We start from the raw sequence: 21,995 nt of genomic DNA, 5'->3' as shown, positions 1-21,995 counted from the left end.
TCTCTAAAAATGATAACCATGATAATAAAGAAATTTAAATATTTAAGCATAATCGTACTTGCAGCACTGCTTGCAATTACATCATGTACCAACGATTTGGACACCGTGCCAATCGATGAAGATGTGGTTACCTCGGAAAGTGTATACGAAAATCCGGAGAACTACATCCACGTTCTGGCAAAACTTTATGCAGGTTTGGCAGTTAGTGGCCAGCAAGGACCAAGCGGAAACAACGACCTTAGTGGTTTGGACGAAGGTTTCGGTCAGTACCTGCGTGCCTACTGGTATGCACAGGAGCTTCCTACCGATGAAGCAGTTATTGGATGGAACGATGCTACTTTACGCGATTTCCACGATATGGATTGGTCGGCCGACGACGGTTTTATTACCAACCTGTATTACCGTATTTTTTACCAGGTTTCGTTGTGTAACGAGTTTATTCGCGAAACAACTGCCGAAAAACTTGACGGACGCGGAATCGACGGATCTATCCGTACTGATATTGAATTGTACCGTGCCGAGGCTCGTTTCCTGCGTGCACTGAGTTACTACCACGCTGTTGACTTATTTGGTAGCGTACCATTTGTTACCGAAGAAGATAACGTTGGTGCATTCTTCCCTGAGCAGATTTCAAGAACCGACCTGTTTAACTATGTTGAATCGGAGTTATTGGCTATTGAAAGCGAACTTGCAACTCCCGGAAGTGCCGAGTACGGAAGAGTAGATCAGGCAGCGCTTTGGATGGTACTGGCAAAAATGTACCTGAATGCCGAGGTTTACACCGGAACAGGAAGATACAGCGATGCACTTACTTATTCGGAAAAAGTAATTACCGCAGGTTATTCACTTAATCCGGAATATTCGCACATGTTCCTTGCGGACAACCATACATCAAGCGAAACCATTTTCCCAATTATTCAGGACGGAACCAACATTCGTACCTGGGGTGGAACAACTTTCCTTGTTCACGCACCTGTAGGAGGAACAATGGATCCTGCTGAATTTGGAATCGACGGTGGTTGGAGTGGTTTAAGAACTACCAAAGAGTTTGTGGGCAAATTCCTTGATTTGGAAACTTTGGCTCCAAAACTGAAAAGTGTTAATGCAACTACTGATTATCCGGTAATTTATGTTCCGGGTGGTTACCAAAGTGCAGCCGGTTACAGCGAAGGCGACTGGGCTCCGGATGTAGCACCAACACTGGCTTCGGTTAATTCTGACGACAACTACGAAGGTTATATCTATTTTGCCGATGCAGGTGAGTTTAAATTCACTGCCGGACCAAACTGGGATGTAAACTGGGGAGGTTCTAACGGAGTTTTGGAATCTGGTGGCGCAAACCTGACAGTTGACGAAGCCGGATACTACAAAATGAATGTAAATACAGCCGATCTAACCTATTCAATCACTAAAACTGACTGGGGAATTATCGGATCAGCTACTGCCGGAGGTTGGGACTCTGACCAAAACATGGAGTTTGATGTTGCCAGCAAAACATGGGTTGCAGAAATCGACCTTGCTGCAGGCGAAATTAAGTTCCGCGCTAACGACGGTTGGGATCTGAACTATGGTGATGCGGGTACAGACGGTATTCTTGAAGCAGGTGCCGACAACATTGCAATTGCAGAAGGTGGTAGCTACAAAATTACCATGAAACTGGAATCTCCTGATTATACTTACACGGTTGAGAAATTCAGCTCTGATGGCCGCGCCTTGTTCTTCACCGACGGGCAAACACTTGAGATTGACGACCTGTTTGAATTTACAAACGGTTATGCAATTACCAAGTGGAAAAACGTAACTTCTACCGGCGTAACCGGATCGGATTTAACACATCCTGACACTGATTTCCCAATGTTCCGTTTGGCTGATGCTTACCTGATGTATGCCGAGGCTGTTTTACGCGGCGGTGGCGGAAGCATGAGCACTGCGCTATCGTACGTAAACGAATTGCGCGAAAGAGCTTATGGCGACGACTTTGGAAACATGACCGAAGCCGATCTTACACTCGACTTTATTTTGGATGAACGTGCACGTGAATTGTACTGGGAAGGACACCGCAGAACCGACCTTATTCGTTTTGACAAGTTCACCGGTTCAAACTACGTTTGGGCATGGAAAGGAGCTGAAAAAGAGGGTATTGGTGTTGATGCGAAATACAACTTGTATCCACTTCCTTCTTCAGATGTAAGTGCCAATCCAAATTTAACTCAAAACTCAGGATATTAACCACTTGCAAAAATTTAGATCATGAAAAAGATAAATTATATATTAAGTATTCTGGCTGCTTTGCTGGTGTTTGTTTCTTGCGAGGACGAGACATTCGACCCGGTGATTAGTTATGGAAACAGCCCGATTCTTACCGCCTCAGAGGCTTCGGGTGGCACTTATTTGCTTACTGAAGAAGAAGTAGACAATGTGTTATTCTCCTTTGACTGGACGGAAGCTGACTTTGGTTTTCAGGCAGCAATTTCTTACTCGCTAAAAATTGACGATGCCGGTAACGACTTCGCAAATTCTTCAATCATTGTTTCTTCAGCTGAATTAGGCTACGAAATCACAGTTGGTGAATTGAACTCGTTGTTAACATCGATGGAATATCCAACTGGTGTTGAAACTCCGCTTGAAATCAGAGTTGAAGCATCGGTTAGCGATTATGCTCAGGCATTATCATCGGAAGCATTCAGTTTTAATGTAATTACTTATTCTGTAAAATTGCCTCCAATTTATTTATTGGGTGATGCAACCGATGCAGGATGGGATAACAATACTACACTAGAAGCACCTTACATGTCGAGTGGCAAATACGGAATTGCAGCACATTTAGTTCCTGACGCATGGTTGAAGTTCATCAAAACTCAAGGCCAGTGGGCTCCGATGTGGGGTTCTGATGGTACAGGTGACGCTTATAGCGGTGTTCTGGCTTATAGACCTACCGAGGACGATGACGACCCTGCTTCTATTCCATCTCCTTCGGTTGAAGGCGACTACCGCATTGATGTAGACATTACCAACCTTACCTACGCGGTTTATCCAATTCCGGATGAAATTTACCTGGTAGGAGGTGCAACAACAGTTGGCTGGGATCCGGCAAACGGAATTGCATTCACCAAAGACGGTGTTGGTATGTACTCAGTGGTAACCGATCTTTCTGTTGGTAACGGCGGAATGAAAATTATGGCTACCAACAGCGGTGCATGGGCTCCACAATGGGGTTCTGACGGAAACGGAAACAGCTTGTTGGGTAAACTTGCTTACCGTTCGGGCGACGCTGATCCTGATCCGGCAGAAATTCCGGAACCGGCTACAGCAGGCACCTATAAAATCGAGATCAATTTCTCGGAATATACCTATAAAATTACAGCACAATAACTGTAAGCTATAATACAACAGGTAGTGCTTTTTAGTAGGCACTACCTGTTTTTTTTATTCTAAAACAATTACAATGTACAAGTCGTTTTTCTTTCTGATAAGCCTGATCGTTTTTGTTCTAAATGCATCGGCACAAGTTACCACCGACCCTGAATTTCCGGTGGCCAGCCAATCTGTAAAAATTACGTTTAACTCGGCTGAAGACAGCCGGCTAAATTATTTTACCGGAGATTTGTACGCACACACCGGAGTCACAATTGGTGAAGACCGTTGGCAATATGTAATTGAATCGTGGGGAAACAACGAAACTCAGCCTCAGCTGACTTACATTGGCGATGGTATTTATGAACTGGAAATTACTCCAAACATCAACAGTTTTTATGGAGTTGAAACCGGTGATGTTGTCACTGAACTTTGTATGGTTTTTCGCTCATCAGATGGTAGTCAGCAAACAAACGACATTTTTATAACGATTTTCGAAGAGGGACTGGTTGTAAATATTACGGAACCTTCCGGCTCTTCAATTCTCAACACCAACGAGGAAGTAACTTTCTCGGCTCAATCATCGGTAGAAGCCGATTTAAAACTCAGCCTCGACGAAACGTTTTTAACCGAAACCACAGGCACCGGAATTACCACCACACACACTTTTACCGAGAGCGGAAACTATTGGCTGATTGCAGAAGCCACCGCTGATGGCGAAACAGTTTACGATTCGCTGAATATTTTTGTGGGCAGCGAAGTGATTAACGAACCGCTACCCGCCGGATACAAAAAAGGAATCAACTACATCGACGACAACACCGCAGCACTGGTACTGTGGGCACCCCTAAAAGAATTTGTGTACGTACAGGGCGATTTTAACAACTGGGAACTTTCCGACGACTACCTGATGAAAAAAGACGGCGATTATTTCTGGCTCGAACTTACAGGTTTGGAAGCCGGAACTGAGTACGCCTACCAATACCTCATCGACGGAAACATTCGCATTGCCGACCCGTACAGCGAAAAAATATTAGATCCTTGGAACGACAGCTACATCGACGAAGCAACTTACCCCAATCTGAAAGCTTATCCCGAAGGTTTAACCGAAGGAATTGTTTCGGTGTTGCAAACTGCTCAAACCGCTTACAACTGGCAGATTACCGATTTTGAAACTCCCGACAAAAACAAACTGGTGATTTACGAACTACTGGTTCGCGATTTTATGACCGAGCACACTTACCAGTCTGTTATTGATCAACTGGATTACCTGGAAGACCTGCGCATAAATGTGCTGGAACTAATGCCGGTAAACGAGTTCGAAGGAAACAGCAGTTGGGGTTACAACCCATCGTTTTACTTTGCGCCCGATAAGTATTACGGGCCAAAAGAGAAACTGAAAGAATTGATAGATGAATGCCACCAGCGTGGAATTGCTGTGGTAATTGATATGGTCTTGAACCACAGTTACGGGCAAAGTCCGTTTGTTCAAATGTACATGGACAACTGGACCATTACATCTGATAATCCGTGGTACAATGAAGAAAGCAACTTCCAGAATCCGGATGCGCAATGGGGCTATGATTTTAACCACGAAAGCGACGCAACAAAAGAGTTGGTAGACAGTGTTTCTGCCTTCTGGATGAACGAATACAAGGTCGACGGTTTCCGTTTCGACTTTACAAAAGGATTTTCGAATACGCCTTACAGTTCTTCGAGCTGGGGTAGCGATTACGATGCCGATCGCATCGACAACCTAAAACGAATGAGTGACGAGATTTGGAAACGCAATCCGGATGCACTGGTAATTTTCGAGCATCTGTCCGATAATTCGGAAGAAACAGAACTGGCCAACCACGGCATTCTTCTTTGGGGAAACATGCACGGTAACTACCAAAATGCAGCAGCCGGACAAACCGGTGATTCAGACCTTAGTTGGGCTGTGTATTCGGAAAGAAACTGGGATGAGCCGAACCTGGTTTCGTACCCTGAAAGCCACGACGAAGAGCGTATTATGTACACCATTAAAAACTCGGGGCTTAGCAACGATGATTACAACATAAAAAACCAGACAACCGCCTTACAACGAATTGAGCTGAATTCACTTTTTCATTTGTTGTTGCCCGGTCCAAAAATGATCTGGCAATTTGGGGAGCGCGGTTACGACCTGTCGATAAACCGCTGCACCGATGGTTCGATCAGTAACGATTGTCGCCTGTCGGAAAAACCTCCGTACTGGCAGTACCTGAATAATACCGATCGTACGGACCTGTTTCAGGTGATGGCAAAACTGAACGAGTTAAAACAAAACTATGATGAGTTTTCGCCTGAGACTTTCACGCACAGTCTTTCTGGTACAACAAAATGGTTTATTTCAAGTAGTGCCGGTAATCACGCAATTGCACTGGGGAACTTTGGTATAACAGAAAACGATATCACTGTTGATTTTCCGGAAACAGGAAAATACTACGAATTTTTTAGTGGTGATTCAATTGATGTAACAAGTGCAAATCAAACATTTACATTTGCTCCTGGCGAGTACCGCCTGTATTCAAACCAGCAGTTTGAAGAGCCGAGCATTGTAACTGATATTGATGAGATTGAAAACTATTCCGATAATTTGCAGGTTTATCCGAATCCGGTTACCTCAACATTAACAGTAGCCTCGGATAGAATCATTTCTTCCGTTCAGCTCTATTCGGTTACTGGAACTTTGCAATATGCAACTACTGATGTTCGCGAAAACAAAGTGGAAATTGATGTGCAGAATTTTACTCCGGGTGTTTATTTAGTCCGCGTTGTAGAAAACGGGAGCAGCACTACAAAAAAGGTTTTGGTCAAATAAATTATAGAAAAGGTAAAGATGGGCCGGGGTAACACCCGGCTTTTTTTATGCCGAAAAGTTACTTCTCAGCAGTTTCCGGTTCACGGCTACGGCCAAACAAGTCGAGATCGTAGCTGAACATGATCTCGTGTGTGCCGCTGTTAAAAGCACCCAACTCCGAAATGGTAATATCGTACGAATATCCGATCGTCAATTTTGGCGTAGGTTTAAATTGAGTCAGTAAACCCAAGGCATCATCAAAACGGTACATGGCACCCACCCAGAATTTATCACGGAAACCACCCAAAACAGTCATGTCGAACGAAACCGGTGCACCACTTACCCAACGCATCATTCCATTTGTTTTAAACTGAAAATCTTCGCTTAAGGCAAAACGGTGGCCCGCCACAAAATAAAGGTGCATCAGCTGTTTATTGATGTAATCAACTGTAACATCCTCGTGTGTAATTGTATTTTCGATAAGCTTTGGAACTGACAAGCCGAAATAAGTGTCTTCTGAATACAAAAACATTCCCACTCCAACATTCGGTAAAAAGTTCTCGTAAATATCGCGGCTAAATACCGGGTCGGAGTCCACGGTCTTCAGTGCTACAAGATTCGCCCGGTAAAAACTCACTCCTCCTTTTAGTCCGAGTCCGAGCTTAAATTTTTCCGATACCCGCAAAAAGTAAGAATAATCAGCATAAAAACCGGTCTGTTTCAGTGGCCCGATTTTGTCAGACATCAGCGAAAAACCAATTCCAACATTTTTATTGTCGTCGCCAACATTGTACGTAAACGAACGTGTAGCAGGAGCGCCATCAAACTCCACCCACTGACTGCGTGCCACCATTAAAACGTTACCAACACCTTCGGAACCTGCATACCCTGGATTGATTACCTGCAAATTATCCATGTACTGCGTGTACAACGGATCTTGCTGGGCACTGGCCTCTTTTCCCTGCAATAAAACCACAAGGAGAAGAATCAAAAATGCTGCTATTTTTATTCGTCTTCCCATTATCTGTCAATATATACCGAGCCGGCAATTGGCTGTTCTCCATTTCCTAAGTCGAGCACATAAAAGTAAGTCCCGGTTGGCAGGTCGTTGTTTCCGCCACCCTGATTCGATTTACCGTCCCAAAATTGAGGAGAGGTTGAAACGCCATAACCATGGGCTTTGTACACTTTTTTTCCCCAGCGGTTTATTATTGTTATTGAATTCTGCTCGAATAACTCAATTCCCTTAATTTCAAAATAATCGTTTACGTTATCGCCGTTTGGTGTAAAAGCTTCCGGAATGAAGAAATCGGCCGCGGTTACATACACAAAAACATTGGCGTTGTCGCATTTTTCGTAATAGTTACAAATGCGATACTGAAATACATCACCACCCAAAAAGCCATCGTTTGGTGTGTAAGTCACTGTACCGTCGCCATTCAAATCCACATAACCATTTGCCGGGTCTTGCAAAATCTGTAACGACGCCTGATCCAAATCTCCCTGTTGATCCTCATCGTTGGCTAGCAAATCGATTGTTACCGAAGTTTTATATTCTGTGGTATCGTAATCATCCCGGGCAATTGGCGCTGTAATTAAACGGCTAACCACAACCGAATCGATTGAAGTACATCCATAACTATCGGTTATTGTAAGTACATAGGTACCCGGACCATCAATTTCGGGAGTTGCTGTTTGCGCTCCAGCAACAAAATTCCCATTTTCAGTTGTCCAGCTGTATTCAATCTGCTCTCCAAAACTACCCGATCCGTTTAACAGGGCTGTCGATTCATATTCCAGCATAAAATCCTCACCGGCATCGGCCACCAGCTCCGACACATTAATTGTTAGCGTATCGGAATAAGCTTTTCCCTGCGAAGTTGTTACAGTTAAAATATATGACGTAGTTTCACCTGGCGTAAACACAGGGTTTGCGATGGTTGGGTTATCCAACCCTGTAGTTGGTTCCCACTGATAAGTGTATGTATTTTCGGTAGGATAAACCGTACTAAACAGGTAAGGTTGACAGCCTCCGATTAAAGTATCGGGACCGGCATAAACACTAATTTCTTTCGGATGAATAGTTGCAACCTCAACTTCCTTGCTTATGGTTTCAGCCACACATCCGTTTCCGTCGGTGGCAGTAGCGTAAAGCGTATAAGTTCCTTCCGGTCCGTCCCATAAAATATTTGCAGTCGATCCACCAATCGCCTGCAAATCGGTACTGGTTCCGTTTGTAGGCTCCACGCTCCAACTGTAAACAGCCCCCGCAGAATTTCCCTGGGTCATTTCAAGCTCATAAAAGCCAGCTTCCTGATTGTCAACCGAATCATCGGCATAGATGTAGCTAATTTCAGGTTGAGCATAAACAGTAATAAGGTGCACATCGTTTCCGTCGAGCGGCTTAATACTTTGCCCTTTTGCATCGATTGCCTCCAAAATTTTTAGCTCAATTTCCTGATCTCTTTCCGGCGAAGCCACCATAAAACTATCGGGCATGGCAATTCCCTGATCATCAAAATTTAGTTGAAATATAAATTCCGATCCGTTAATTTCAGTTTTTATAGTAACAGGAAACCTCGAAGGATCAAGTTCGGTTCCGCCATTTTCAACAAGTTGTAATAACCTGGATTCATTTGGGTCTGGATTAAAACATACTGAACTTGACCTGTTGGCAAAAGCGACACTCCGGGTATTGGCTAAAACAGTAATAGCTACTGCTTTTCGGTTAAAACTTCCTTCAACATCGGTCTCTATTACATTCAGATAGTACAAACCTGCCTTGTTCCAACGGATGCCAACTTTGCTTGTTTGTGCTGTCGTAAAAGTATAATCGCCCGGATCTGCTTCTATGTCGGGAAGAAACCCGGTTAAAACTTTCCAGGAATAACTATTCCCGGGATGATCATCTACAAAATAGTTGTGTTCGGCACCTTCATAAATGACAAAGTCCTCCTGTGCCGCCCCGCAAAGGGCAGCCAGAAGGGTTATTATCATTATAAAAAATGCCTTGATGCTCAACTAGCTGAGTTTAATCAGTACTAATGTCAGAAGTTGCAGGACGCGCCTTAACAATCTGAGTTCTGGTGTCGTTTCCTGTTGACGTTACATCGTTTCCATTCTCATCCTCACCAGATTGATTGGAATTGTCGACAGCATCATCCGGATCTTCTACCAGGTTAACGACAATACTATTCGCAACCAAACCTTCGTTTAGTGTTGAGTTGTCGACAACCACTTTAATCCAGATTTCACCGTTGGTAGTTGCTGAAGTTTCAACAACAAGGTCATTCACACCGCCATCGGTATCCAATCCCATTGTATAGGTTCCATCGATTGCAGTGGCCCAACCTGCAGAAACAACTGTTCCTGTAATGTCCTCGTGCGAGATTGTAAATTGAGGACTCCAGTCGGTAGTCGCCAAATCAATACCGGCAGCTGTAATCTTGTAAAATACCGAGTCTTTATGGTAATTATAGGTGAATGTACTTGCGGCTGCATCGTAACCATCTATTGAGATACTTGACGGAACAATTGCGTAGTTATCTTCGTTGTCTGTGTCTGCATCGTCTAGATCTACACTAACAATATCCAGGGTAAAATTATTTACAGGTGTTACAGCCAATACTTTTCGGTTCGAACAGTCGTCAGCTGTTTCCGTTACATGAACAAAATAGGTTGTTCCGGGAACCGCGTTATTCCATGTTACATCAATATTTGCGTCGTCGGTTCCTGCAGTAATCGTAACAAGAGTTCCAACCACAGTAGTATTTCCTGCAAAATCACTGGTTACGTCCCAAACATAAGAGTTACCAGCAGTATATGTTACCGCGTAATTGTGTTTACTACCCACTTGCGGGGCAGTTCCCGATCCTTGTGCAAAAACACCCGATCCGGCTGCGGACATTAAAACCGCTATTAAAAGAATGACTCGTTTTTTCATAATGATAAATTTTATTGTATGATTGAAGTATTAATCTGTAGTTATATCTGTAGTATTTGGTAGTGGATTCAGCGTTAGTATCTGTGTTTTATCACCCGATCCGTTATCTGGGGTTACAACCACTCCTTTTATAGCCTCTCCATTGCTGATAGTAACCGTCACATTAGTTCCGGCGGTAACCGGGCCATCAATAACTACAGCAATTTCCGAGGTACTTTCTGTGCCGGTCACTGAAATATCTGAATAGGAGCCTCCTGTTCCCAGCTCGGCGCCATCATCAACTTTAACAGATGATAGTGAGTAGTCTGAACCATCAACAGAAACCGAAAAATCGTATTCCCAGGTATCAATTGACCAAGCGTTGTCTTTATTTAAATTCACCGTAAAGTACAGGGTTGTTGGTCCTGATGCTCCTGAAGCCAATATCAGTCCGGTTGAATCGTGACAAGCCGATGCATCGGAAAACATGTTCAGATAAAAAGTGTTTGAAATAACTTCAACTTCCAATTCTCTGATCGTTGAACATGATGTACTTTCATCCTTTTCGGTAAACGTAACTGTGTAAGTTCCAAGAGTTGTTCCCCAATCAATAGTAACAGAGGTACCATCAGCAGCTCCGTTAATTGTACCTCCTCCGGATACTGACCATAAATATGTCTTGTTTGTTGCATCCGCATCGGGTGTTACCGAATAGTTGTGAGAAGTTCCAGCATAAGGACTTTTCCCATCCTGTGCCATTGCCACACTACTGATAGCCAGAAACGCAATGGTCGTAAGTAAATAAGTTAATTTGTTTTTCATCTTTTTGTTTTTTTATCTTGTTTGTTTTTTGTTAGTCGGGTTCTATGTCGCCGGTGATTGGAACAGGATTTACCACCACCGTTCTTGTTTCGTTTAAAATTTGGGTGCAGCTTCCATTAATGACAGAAACCAGTGTAACCAGCTGGTCTTCGATTGGATCTTCGACATTTATCACACCTGATCCTCCATCGAGTTCCAATGTTTCATTGGCACCGCCATTAATTGTGTAAGTAAGCGTGGCTCCTGCGGTACCAGTCAAACTAAAAATGACCTCATCTCCTTCGCAAACCGGTCCGTTATCTGCTGAGATTGTCGCCGTTGGAATAGCGTTAACAGTAATTGAAGATGTGAGGTTGATTTCGCAGGCCACTGAGTCAGTTTCGGCGGATATGATGGTTAACGTTTGATCAGTTTCCACATTTGACACCGAAACGGTTGTCGTGCCACCGCCTAATACAACAGACTGACTACTGCCTCCGTTGATATGATAAAATACGGTTGCTCCGTCTGTTCCAACCAGTGTAAACTCCGCAGTTGCATCGTAACAAACGGAAGTCTCATTCTCAACTATATCTACATTTAAAGATGTGCCCACTACCTTTGCCCGGTGTGAGATGGTTGGGTCTTCATCTAACGAGGCAAGATAGATTTTTACGAAATATTCGCCAGCTTCAGTAGTTGTATAGTTAACACCTGTTGCTCCATCAATTTCGACGCCACTTGAATCGCACCATTGATAAGCAAAAGCCGTGTCGTAGACTGCAGAAAGAACAGCAGCTCCACCGGCACATAATTCGGAATATACAGGATACACACCTTTTTCGGCATCGCCTAAAACAAACAAATCGTAAATACCGGTGCTGTCGTTTTCATTGTCTTCCAGCGAAATTATATCTCCGTAAGTACATTCTTCTTCTCCTGTATAGGGAATATAATCTTCTGTATTTGGACAATTAAATCCTTCAATTTGAGCGGTATCTACTTCACCTAACACATAAACAGCGGCAGTAGAATCGATTGTTGCTACAATTTTGTCGCTGTTGGCGGTTGATGTTAAATCTCCTCCAACAATTAAATGGGCGCCAATACTTAAGCTAACTTTGTTGTTGAGATATAAATCGCCGTATATAATACACAAAGCGTTCTCATAAATATTTAGCAAGCCATCCGTACCAATATCAAGGTTTCCATGAATGATACATACTGCATTTTCATTAATGTTTAATACGGCACCCTGACTTAGCGTTAAATCTCCTTCTACAACCAAAGTGTCATTAACCGAAAGGGTATCTTTATTACTAATTGTTGTGGCCGGCCAAGTGGTATAAATATCGATTATATAGTTGTCGTTTGCCTTTTGGGCGTGTGAATGGCTGAAAGTAAAGAAACTAAAGACAAAAGTCAGTGTTAGAAACACCAACCTATGCTTTAGAATTTTTCTTAAACTAAACGGGAGTTCATGCCATATATCATGGGCATGGGGAATAGTCAATATGTCCCTACAGCACACTGTCCTCACAATTCTTTTACTCTTACTTTTCTATCTTTTTGTTCGTGTTGCTACTCCCTGCACATGAGAATAGTAACATTGCAGCTCTTGTGGTAAAATATTACTTTACCATTTTGGGTCATTTCAAATAAAGACCTCCAGCCTATTCTTCCGAAATTTTTGAAATAACCTTTCCCAAGATGTTACAACCATTCCAAATATAACGAATCCAAGCTCTTAAGCTGCAGTCGCCAAAAATAAAGAATTAACATAAACGTGTGAATTCAAAACCCTTTATTTTAGCGGGTTGTTTCATTATGGGACAAAATTTAACATTAAAACAAGGTAGAAAAGTACAGTTATTCACAAAACAAAGAGGTCGTTATAAGCACATTTGCTTACAACGACCTCTTTTAATATCTGATTCTTCGTTTTTATTCCGACATATCTTTGCCCTGCGACTTCAGTTTGTCGATATCTTGAACGTTAAAATCGCCATAAAAAGACACGATAAAACTATTGCCTTCAGGATTTTCGTTTGTAATAAAGATATGGCACTCGGAGTATTTTTTCTTACCTCCCAACAAATAGATCTGTGCATCCGAATCTTCGTCGTCGTCCACATATTTTTTATATTTCGATGGAAGCAAAGCAATTGCTTTTTTAGTGAACGCGCTATTACTAATGCTGCCTTTTTCAGGATTGTATGACATAAACCGAACCCGGTGTAAATCGCCGGTAACATTCTTTTCATCATCATCGCCCAGATCGAGATCAATGGCATCGATCATATCTTTTGAAAAGGAAAAGCTGGTTACGCCATCTTTATTGGCAAACGTATCGTACATATTATCAGACTTACTTTGCCCCGATGCCAGTAAACTGGCCAGTAAAAGCCCCAGGGCAAAAAGAAATGTTGTTATTGTTTTCATGAGATTAAAATTGTTTGTTTTCGTTCTATTCAATCATTAAAGCAATGGCACAAAGATTTTCTTAAGTTTCTCTTTGTGCCGATCTACCTTATTTTGTGGTTTTTTCAGTCAGCCCTTCAGGTTTCATTTCCCAATATTTACCAACCATATCACGATCCCAGGTGTTCGATGTATTTTCTATATCATGAATGATTTTGTCCATATCATCGCCAAGAAATACAGTTTTTCCTTCAGGAACTTTTACTTTAATATCCACTTCCTGTCCTCTCCATTTTGCCTTATCGCCAATATAAAAGTACGGATCGAAATAAAGCGTAGAGTCTGATCGGTCAAAAGTGTAAACCATTTCCTCGCACCACTCTTTGGCATTGTCGCGGGTATTTCCCCTTGAGAAATAACGCACTGTTACTACAAAATCATCGCCCGACGAACGAACAACATCCAGTTCCGGATAACCAACCACAACTTCTTCTCCGTCAATCACCGCTACTTTAAAACCTTGCACATTCCAATCAACTTCAGCATAATCATCCAGCTTGTCGTCTGCTAATCGAAGATACAGGGTCTGGCAAGAGTCGCACGAAACTGTTTCGGTTTTTGTTATCGACGAGCTCTGTTTGTAATTTCCTACCTGACTAACCGAAATGATTAACAAGGCAAAAAGCGAAACCAGCCAAACACCGGCCATCGACAAGGCTACAATAGCATTATTGGCTTTATACCTGAAAACCAATTTGGTTCCGATATAAACAAGTGCAAGCAACGGGATTCCTGTAAGCAGTCCAACCAATATTAATCCCCAGGTTACGGTACCCGGTTCAACAAAGTGGTTCAACATATTTGGCATATGAATTTCTGGTCCCCAAATCAACGGCAGTCCTTCTACAAACGAATGGCCAATTATCATTGACGAAACCAATCCCAGTATACCGAAAAAGCCGGAAAGAATAAGGAACACCCCAAACACGATTACAAATACTTTCAGTATTACTTTAAATATATTGTAAACCACATCACCGGCGCCCTCCATCGACTTTTTTCCTTTCGAGTAGGTATCCGATTCTTTAAATTTCTTATAGCTTTCTTTTACTTCTTTTACCTCTTCTTTAATCGATTTTTCGATGTTTTTTACTGTTGCTTCCTGACCTCGCATTTCGAGTCGCTGAGCAGTACTTACTGCTTTAGGCACAGCGATCCATAAAATTAAGTAGGCCAAACCGGCAGCTCCCGATGTTACAAAAAAGAGGATGGCAAATATTATTCGTAAGATTACAGGATCCATATTAAAATAGGCTCCCAATCCACCGCAAACACCACCTAAAACACGGTGATCAGGATCGCGGTACAAACGACGTTTGCGTTTTGCTTCCGATGCAATGGAAACATCTTCTTCTTCACCTTCTTCCTCAGCAAAGTCTTCCGGAGTTCCCATAATTTCTATCATATCATTTACCCATTCAGCGGTAATCACCTTTTTCTCCTCTGTACTTTTCGAGCTGAAAATCTCAGCAATACGTGCTTCAATGTCAGCGATAATCTCTTTTCCTTCCTCATCAGTTCCAAAATGGTTTTTCAGATTGATCAGGTATCTTTGCAGCACCTCGTAGGCATCCTCTTCAATGTGAAATATTGAGCCGCTTATATTTATTGTGAATGTCTTTTTCATCTTGTCTTTTGTTTGATATTTTTAGGATGGACTAAGCTTTGTTATCTCTAATTGTTTGTACTGCACCAACCAATTCGCTCCACGAACCTTCGAGTTCGACTAGAAATGTACGCCCTGTTTCGGTTAGCTCGTAATACTTTCGGGGTGGTCCCTGTGTTGATTCTTCCCAGCGGTAAGCCAGTAACCCTGCGTTTTTCAATCGGGTTAACAACGGATACAATGTTCCTTCCACCACAATCATTTTGGCTTCTTTCAGCGATTGAATAATATCGCTGGCATAAAGTGGTTTTCCGTCGAGAACGAGCAGGATACAGTATTCCAGTACGCCCTTTCTCATTTGTGCTTTTGTGTTTTCTATCTTCATTTTCTGTCCCTTTCTATCTGTTAGTCCTCTATATTTTTCGTTGTTAGTTAGTTGGTTTGCAAAGCACGTTTAAATCTTCCATGTTTTATCAGAAACCATCCAGGCTTCCAACTCCAATCCGGCTTCCTCGTCAACTACCGGCTGAAAAAATGTTTCGTTCATCATCCAGTTTTCAAGCTCCAGGTTTTCGTCGATTGCTTCTTCGAACACAAACTGGCTGGTGTTAAATCTTGAATCATCGGTCATCCATGCCTCAAGTTCCATTGCCGGTTCTACTTCGTTGGCATAATAATAAGTTGCCGCTGTTTCTGCAGGAACTCCTTTTTCAATAGTGTTATCAGCAGGTGCCGCCATTGCCATGGCAATATCGCTGAATCCTGTGTTTTCAAGTAATCTTTTCCAAAAAGTTTGTGCGCTTACGGTAAAACTTATAAGAACAAAACTTACTACTACTGCTGCTGAACGTAAAGCTGCTTTCTGAACATTGTTTTTTGTTTTCATGACTTTGAGTTTTTGTTTTTTGTTTTTTGGCTTCGCGATTTTTTCTGAAGTTCGCTCTTCGTTTCTGCTTTCTAATTGTTTTCTGTTTCCGTCATTAAGACGATTGTTTTTTGTTTCCGTTACAAGTTGCAAAGAACTTTTTTTAAGAATGTACTTTTTTTTACATTGTTATTTGCATTACAAATATATGTCATTAATCTAGTACTTTGCAACACATAGTACCATATTTTTTCAATATTTTTTAGCAAAAACACCCTATCTTCCTGTTTTACTGTCTTTTATGATTTATTATTTTTTGAAATAATTTTCAGATGAAAATCTAAATATCGATTCTACTTAACTATATATTGTAATTTTTGGAATTTGAAACCGATTTGCATGAGTTAAAATGTGGATAAAATTGTTAATAACTCAGGCAAATCATTTAACAACTTAAAACCTGTTAACTTGTTTTTACTGTGCATTAGTTAGAATTTTAAGTAGAAATAATTAGCGCGAATGTTAAGGCATAGTACACAATTAAATAACATCAACTTAACAAAAAAAGCTAAAAGAAAAGTTTCCTTTGCTACGCAATTTAAGCTAGTGTGAGGGTATTTGATTTTAAAATCAATTAACTACACAGAGATAAAAAATGAGAGCCAATTCAGGATACGCAAAACATTATGCGCAGTTAAGCCATTCAAGCCCCTGTAGCAACAGGGGGAACAAACACATACATTCTATTCGAAAATTGATATAATTTCAATATTTATTTTTAATCCAAATCAAAAGTTTTATGAAAAAAGCATTTTTTTCGATTGTATTACTGGCTGCATTCAGCCTGTTTTCGCTCGCAACCTATGCCCAAACAATCAAGGGGGTAGTTGTTGATGCCGAAACTAATGAAGCCCTTATAGGGGCGAGTGTAGTACTGGACGGAACAACAACCGGTACGGTTACTGACATTGATGGAACATTTTCATTGTCGGTAAAATCTGGCGATCAGAAAATCATCATTTCTTACATTGGTTACACTCAACAGGAAATTAGTGTTAACGTTTCTGGAGGTCAAACCAAAGATTTAGGTGAAATTATGATGGAGTCGGATGCAGTAGGTATTAATGAGGTTATGGTACTTGCTTCGGTAGCTATCAGCCGCGAAACACCGGTTGCTGTATCAAACATTCCTGCCGAAATGATTCAAACCAAATTAGGTACACAGGAATTTCCGGAGATTTTGAAATCTACTCCTGGTGTTTACGCAACCAAATCGGGTGGTGGTTTTGGCGACGGCCGTGTTAACCTTCGTGGTTTTGAGTCTGAAAACGTTGCGGTAATGATCAACGGTATTCCTGTAAACGACATGGAAAATGGTCGTGTATACTGGAGTAACTGGGCAGGTCTGGCCGATGTTACCCGCACCATGCAGGTACAGCGTGGTTTAGGAGCTTCTAAAGTTGCCGTACCTTCTATTGGGGGTACAATCAACACTATTACTAAAACTACCGATACTGAACAAGGTGGTAATTTCTTTTCCGGCTTTGGTAACGATGGTTACAAAAAATTCGGAGCAACACTTTCAACCGGTTTAATGGATAACGGTTTTGCCATTACAGGTTCTTTTTCTCAAACATCCGGAAACGGATATATTGACGGAACTGAATTTAAGGGATTCAACTATTTCGTTAATATCTCAAAGAAAATTGGAGAAAACCACCGCTTATCACTTTCTTCTTTCGGAGCAAAACAAGTTCACGGACAAAGACAAAATAAAAGTTTGATCTCAACTTACAGAAATGCCGAAAGTGAAAACAAATTTAATCCTGACTGGGGTATCCTGAACGGAAATGTTACACACGTAGAAGACAACTTCTATTTTAAGCCTTTAACTTCGTTGAACCACTACTGGACAATTACACCTAACACCAATTTATCTACCTCGTTGTACGTATCATGGGGTACCGGTGGCGGCGGTGGCCAGGGTGGCGAAAGCAGCTTGTTTAATGTTAGATTGGGAGGTGATGACCAACCTATCGATTTAGATAACATTATGGCTACCAACCGTGCAAGTGGAGCAAACGGAGCAGTTTCGTGGTTAAGAGCATCACACAACGACCACAGCTGGTATGGAGTTATTTCTTCGTTGAATACCGACATAAGTGAAAATTTAACTTTTGTTGGTGGTGTTGACTTAAGAACTTATACCGGTCACCACTATTACGAGGTAACAAACTTAATGGGAGCTGATTACATTTACAACGACGACGATATTAATGACCCAAACAGGGCATTAAAAGTTGGCGACAAATACAACTATTATAACGACGGAGTTGTAGGCTGGCAAGGTCTTTTCGGTCAGCTTGAATATTCGAACGATGTATTGTCAGGATTTGTTTCAGCGTCTGTTTCAAATACTTCTTACAAACGTATCGACTACTTCCAGTATTTAGACTCTGATCCACTTCAGGAATCTGATCGTTATAACTTCCTTGGATACATGGTTAAAGGTGGTGCAAACTACAACATTAACGAGCACCATAATGTATTTGCCAATATTGGTTATTTCGAAAAAGCTGCCGGTTTTGATGCAGTTTTCCTGAGATACAACAACACCGACATCAACGAAGATGCTGAAAACCAAAAGATTTTCAGTATGGAATTGGGTTATGGTTACATTGGCAAAAACTTCTCTGCTGATGTTAACCTGTATCGTACAGCATGGAACGACCGTACATTTACCAGGTATTATCCGGGAACAGCTACTACAAGCCCAATTTACCTTAACATGTTAGGTGTAAATGCACTTCACCAGGGTATTGAAGTTGATGCAAAATGGAACCTGACTAACAACCTGAAACTTACTGGTATGTTATCAATAGGCGACTGGAGATGGGCAGACAATGTTAAAGATGTACAAGCGTATGACGAGGACCAAAATCCAATTGGCGACCCGGTTAACCTATACATTAAAGACCTGAAAGTTGCGGATGCTGCACAGACAACAGCTGCCCTTGGACTGGAATACCAATTGCTGAGCAAATCATATGTTACAGTTGATTACTTCTATTTTGCTGATTACTATGCTGATTTCAGCCCTGAAACAGTAACAACAGAAGGCACTTCTCAACCATGGAAATTACCATCATACGGATTGTTTGATGTTGGTTTGCGCCACGGATTCAAAATCGGAGACTTTGATGCAACACTTATTGGTACCTTAAACAATGTATTTGACACCGAATACATTGCCGATGCAACAAATGGTTCTGGCAACAATGCCGAGACAGCCCTTGTTTGGTACGGTTTCGGAAGAACATTCAGTGCCAGTTTAAAAATTGATTTTTAATTAAAAAGATATTAGTACGATGAAAAAAATAATATTTCTTTTCTCGATTGCTGCATTATTTACAATTACGTCGTGTGACCCGATGGGGGATATTAACGACACAATTGATGCACAAGACAATCCCATTGTTGGCGATGCAGAATACACATTAACCGACGATGATTACGACGCGCTGGACCTGAGTTATGGAAACTTCAGCAGCGAAGATGATGCCAAAGCCATGCTTCCTGATTTCTTAACCGATAAATATCCTATCTGGGGAAAAGGTTCTTCGGTATTGGTTGGCTATAAATTATATGTTGGTTCAGCCCCTGGCGTAAGCGATTATACTTATGCTGACGACTACAGTTTAGCAAACGACGACTATCCACAAGGATCAATTGGTGCTATTGCATTCTTCCCGAATGAAGACGCAGAGGATTATTTAGCCGACATTCTTGCTGATGGCGTTGAAGGTGCTGCTGATGGCGACAATATTTTAGTTAAATACAAACAGTACAGCACTGAGCCTGTTGCTGGTTACTCAAATTTCTACGAAGTTGATTTCACAAGTGGAAGTTTAAACTCATTCGAAGCATTTAGCGTTGTTGGAGACCAGGCATGGGTAGGTAGCAACTATGGTGCAAAAATGTCGGGTTATTCTGGCGGCAGCCAAACAAACGAAGACTGGCTGGTTTCTCCTGAAATCGACTTAACTGATGCATCAAATTTAACGTTCCAGATCAGCCAGATTGCAAACTACTCTACACAAATTGAACTGCTTAACGTAATGGTTTCAACTGATTATACTTCAGGTGCACAACCATCAACTGCAACATGGACTGCTTTAACAATTGAAACAAAACCTGCAGGAAACAACTGGGATCCGGTTCTTTCAGAAGCTATTGATTTCTCAGCTTACGAAGGTGAAACAATTCACATCGCATTTAAATACGAATCTACTACCGAAACCTCAGCTACATGGGAAATCGAAAGTTGCGTAATTAAAGCTGCCGGTGTTGAAGGAACTACAGTTAATAAAGAAATCTTCTACACTTTCGATGGCGAAGAATGGGAAGCTTCTGAAGGCGTTTACTTTGTTAGCGATGCCGACTTCGATTCAATGGGAGAAGCTTACGGACAACCTGGATATTACAACAACTTCAGTAGTTCAATTACTCCTACCGATTACCTGGGAACTTTCTTAACGATGAAATATCCATATGCTCAGGATGACGACGAAATTATCATCGTATACGATTATTATTCAAGCTCGAGCGGCGCACAACTACGCGGTAACCTGTATACATTTACCGAAGGTGCCTGGACCAACTATGAGTCAACACAAAGCACTTCGCTGCAGTTTGGCCACGATGGAACAACCTGGGTACCTGACAATACAATAAAATATACGCTGACTGCTGCCGATTATACCTTTATTGTAGATAATTACTCCGATAAATATGCATCTTACATTGCAACAATTGCAAACTATCAGGACTTCGACTATAACTGGACAGACGAAATGATTCTGGATGTATTAAACGGTGTTTTAAAGAATAATTTCCCTTCTTCTGAAGAAGGACAAAAATTTGCAGTTACCTATTTAATGTATGATGGTGGAGCATTTTACGAAACCATGTACGTAATTTTAAGCGGTGGAGAATACGTTCTTCAGTAAGAAATTACTTTAACTCAATATAAAGAAAGCCGCTTTTATGCGGCTTTTTTTATGCTTCAAAACCAAACATTTAACCGATATCACTGTTTTTTTTACAGGAATTTATATTTTTGCGCCCTGTTTATTCAGAACAAGAGAGATGGAACAGCTTCAGATAGATAAAATGTTGGTGGAGAAGGGTTATATTGAGGAAACAATTGACCCAACCTTGAAACTGGTTGAAGAAATTAAACGCCTGAAAAAGGAAAAGAATGCCGTAATACTTAGTCATTTTTACGTTGAAGGTGCTCTTCAGGACATTGCCGATTACGTTGGCGACAGTCTTGGACTGGCACAGGCAGCGGCAAAAGTAGATGCCGACATGATCGTTTTTGTGGGTGTACACTTTATGGCCGAAACAGCAAAGATTATCAATCCGGATAAAAAGGTTATCCTTCCCGATTTGAAAGCCAGCTGTTCGTTGGCCGAATCAGCACCGGCCGATAAATTTGCCGCATTTAAAGCCCAATATCCCGAGCATAAGGTAATTACCTATGTAAATGCAACTGCCGCGTTAAAAACGATGTCCGACATTGTTTGCACCTCGGCCAATGCTCAAAAGATCGTCGACAGTTTTCCAAAAGACGAGAAGCTGATTTTTGCTCCTGATAAAAACCTTGGAAATTATATTAACAGTATAACCGGCCGCAACATGGTGCTCTGGGACGGTGCATGTATGGTTCACGAACAATATTCGGTTGAGAAGATTATTGACCTGATGGATAAAAATCCTGATGCTGAATTTATCGCTCACCCCGAATGTGAAAAACCGGTACTGTTGCTGGCAAAACATATTGGCTCTACAACTGCCCTGCTGAATTACGTACAAAGCAGCGACGCTAAGAAATTTATTGTAGCAACCGAAAGTGGTATTCTGCATCAGATGACAAAAGCATGTCCGGATAAGATATTTATTCCGGCACCGTCAAACGATTCAACATGTGCCTGCAACGACTGCGAATACATGAAACTAAACAGCCTGCAAAAGCTGTACATCTGTTTAAAACACGAACAGCCAGAGGTTAACCTTCCACAAGAAGTAATCGAAAAAGCCCGCATCCCAATTCAACGGATGCTGGAGATATCGAAATAGA

At 41.6% G+C, this 21,995-nt stretch carries 15 protein-coding genes; 6 read left to right on the top strand and 9 right to left on the bottom strand.

The genetic code is table 11. The features are described 5' to 3' along the window. Positions 1 to 18: 18 nt before the first annotated feature. From SLH46_RS02125 to SLH46_RS02115, 3 genes are all read left to right on the top strand, one after another. Positions 19 to 2,229, top strand: a complete 2,211-nt coding sequence (locus SLH46_RS02125) for a RagB/SusD family nutrient uptake outer membrane protein (RefSeq protein WP_320279491.1) — start codon at positions 19 to 21, stop codon at positions 2,227 to 2,229. 21 nt (positions 2,230 to 2,250) lie between these two features. Continuing rightward, positions 2,251 to 3,372: a SusE domain-containing protein gene (locus tag SLH46_RS02120; protein WP_320279490.1), complete on the top strand. Its 1,122-nt coding sequence runs from the start codon at positions 2,251 to 2,253 to the stop codon at positions 3,370 to 3,372. 73 nt (positions 3,373 to 3,445) lie between these two features. Further along, on the top strand, positions 3,446 to 6,199 hold the full coding sequence (locus tag SLH46_RS02115; protein WP_320279489.1) for an alpha-amylase family glycosyl hydrolase: 2,754 nt from the start codon (positions 3,446 to 3,448) through the stop codon (positions 6,197 to 6,199). Between the two features lie 58 nt (positions 6,200 to 6,257). Here the strand turns inward: SLH46_RS02115 and SLH46_RS02110 are convergent, their stop codons facing one another. The 9 genes from SLH46_RS02110 to SLH46_RS02070 all read right to left on the bottom strand — a co-directional run bounded on the left by SLH46_RS02110 (position 6,258) and on the right by SLH46_RS02070 (position 15,874). After that, entirely contained in the window at positions 6,258 to 7,199 is a 942-nt protein-coding gene (locus SLH46_RS02110) for a PorP/SprF family type IX secretion system membrane protein (RefSeq protein WP_320279488.1), read from the bottom strand. After that, positions 7,199 to 9,199 (bottom strand): gliding motility-associated C-terminal domain-containing protein, encoded by a 2,001-nt coding sequence (locus SLH46_RS02105; RefSeq protein WP_320279487.1) that lies wholly within the window; start codon positions 9,197 to 9,199, stop codon positions 7,199 to 7,201. Before SLH46_RS02105 ends, SLH46_RS02110 begins: the two co-directional genes overlap by 1 nt. Before the next feature lie 10 nt (positions 9,200 to 9,209). Then, entirely contained in the window at positions 9,210 to 10,121 is a 912-nt protein-coding gene (locus SLH46_RS02100; RefSeq protein ID WP_320279486.1) for a hypothetical protein, read from the bottom strand. Between the two features lie 30 nt (positions 10,122 to 10,151). Then, on the bottom strand, positions 10,152 to 10,922 hold the full coding sequence (locus SLH46_RS02095; RefSeq protein WP_320279485.1) for a hypothetical protein: 771 nt from the start codon (positions 10,920 to 10,922) through the stop codon (positions 10,152 to 10,154). Between the two features lie 31 nt (positions 10,923 to 10,953). Further along, positions 10,954 to 12,339, bottom strand: a complete 1,386-nt coding sequence (locus tag SLH46_RS02090) for a hypothetical protein (RefSeq protein WP_320279484.1) — start codon at positions 12,337 to 12,339, stop codon at positions 10,954 to 10,956. Between the two features lie 506 nt (positions 12,340 to 12,845). Next, positions 12,846 to 13,343 (bottom strand): DUF4252 domain-containing protein, encoded by a 498-nt coding sequence (locus tag SLH46_RS02085; RefSeq protein ID WP_320279483.1) that lies wholly within the window; start codon positions 13,341 to 13,343, stop codon positions 12,846 to 12,848. Between the two features lie 88 nt (positions 13,344 to 13,431). After that, positions 13,432 to 15,009 (bottom strand): PspC domain-containing protein, encoded by a 1,578-nt coding sequence (locus tag SLH46_RS02080; RefSeq protein ID WP_320279482.1) that lies wholly within the window; start codon positions 15,007 to 15,009, stop codon positions 13,432 to 13,434. Between the two features lie 31 nt (positions 15,010 to 15,040). Continuing rightward, complete coding sequence (locus SLH46_RS02075) at positions 15,041 to 15,373, bottom strand: PadR family transcriptional regulator (protein ID WP_038557465.1); 333 nt, start codon at positions 15,371 to 15,373, stop codon at positions 15,041 to 15,043. Positions 15,374 to 15,442: 69 nt separating this feature from the next. Next, the gene (locus tag SLH46_RS02070) at positions 15,443 to 15,874 is read right to left on the bottom strand and encodes a hypothetical protein (protein ID WP_320279481.1); all 432 of its coding nucleotides are present in this window, start codon (positions 15,872 to 15,874) and stop codon (positions 15,443 to 15,445) included. A 778-nt stretch (positions 15,875 to 16,652) separates the two neighbouring features. Between SLH46_RS02070 and SLH46_RS02065 the strand changes: the two genes are divergently transcribed. The 3 genes from SLH46_RS02065 to nadA all read left to right on the top strand — a co-directional run bounded on the left by SLH46_RS02065 (position 16,653) and on the right by nadA (position 21,994). Continuing rightward, the gene (locus tag SLH46_RS02065) at positions 16,653 to 19,202 is read left to right on the top strand and encodes a TonB-dependent receptor (RefSeq protein ID WP_320279480.1); all 2,550 of its coding nucleotides are present in this window, start codon (positions 16,653 to 16,655) and stop codon (positions 19,200 to 19,202) included. 19 nt (positions 19,203 to 19,221) lie between these two features. Next, on the top strand, positions 19,222 to 20,862 hold the full coding sequence (locus tag SLH46_RS02060; protein ID WP_320279479.1) for a choice-of-anchor J domain-containing protein: 1,641 nt from the start codon (positions 19,222 to 19,224) through the stop codon (positions 20,860 to 20,862). A 139-nt stretch (positions 20,863 to 21,001) separates the two neighbouring features. Then, positions 21,002 to 21,994: a quinolinate synthase NadA gene (gene nadA, locus SLH46_RS02055; protein ID WP_320279478.1), complete on the top strand. Its 993-nt coding sequence runs from the start codon at positions 21,002 to 21,004 to the stop codon at positions 21,992 to 21,994. The last annotated feature ends 1 nt before the right edge of the window (position 21,995 follow it).

It is taken from the genome of Draconibacterium sp. IB214405 (genome assembly GCF_033963885.1).
Lineage (GTDB): Bacteria > Bacteroidota > Bacteroidia > Bacteroidales > Prolixibacteraceae > Draconibacterium.
Note: the sequence above shows the minus strand (reverse complement) of the source record. Positions and strands in the feature narration are given on the sequence as shown.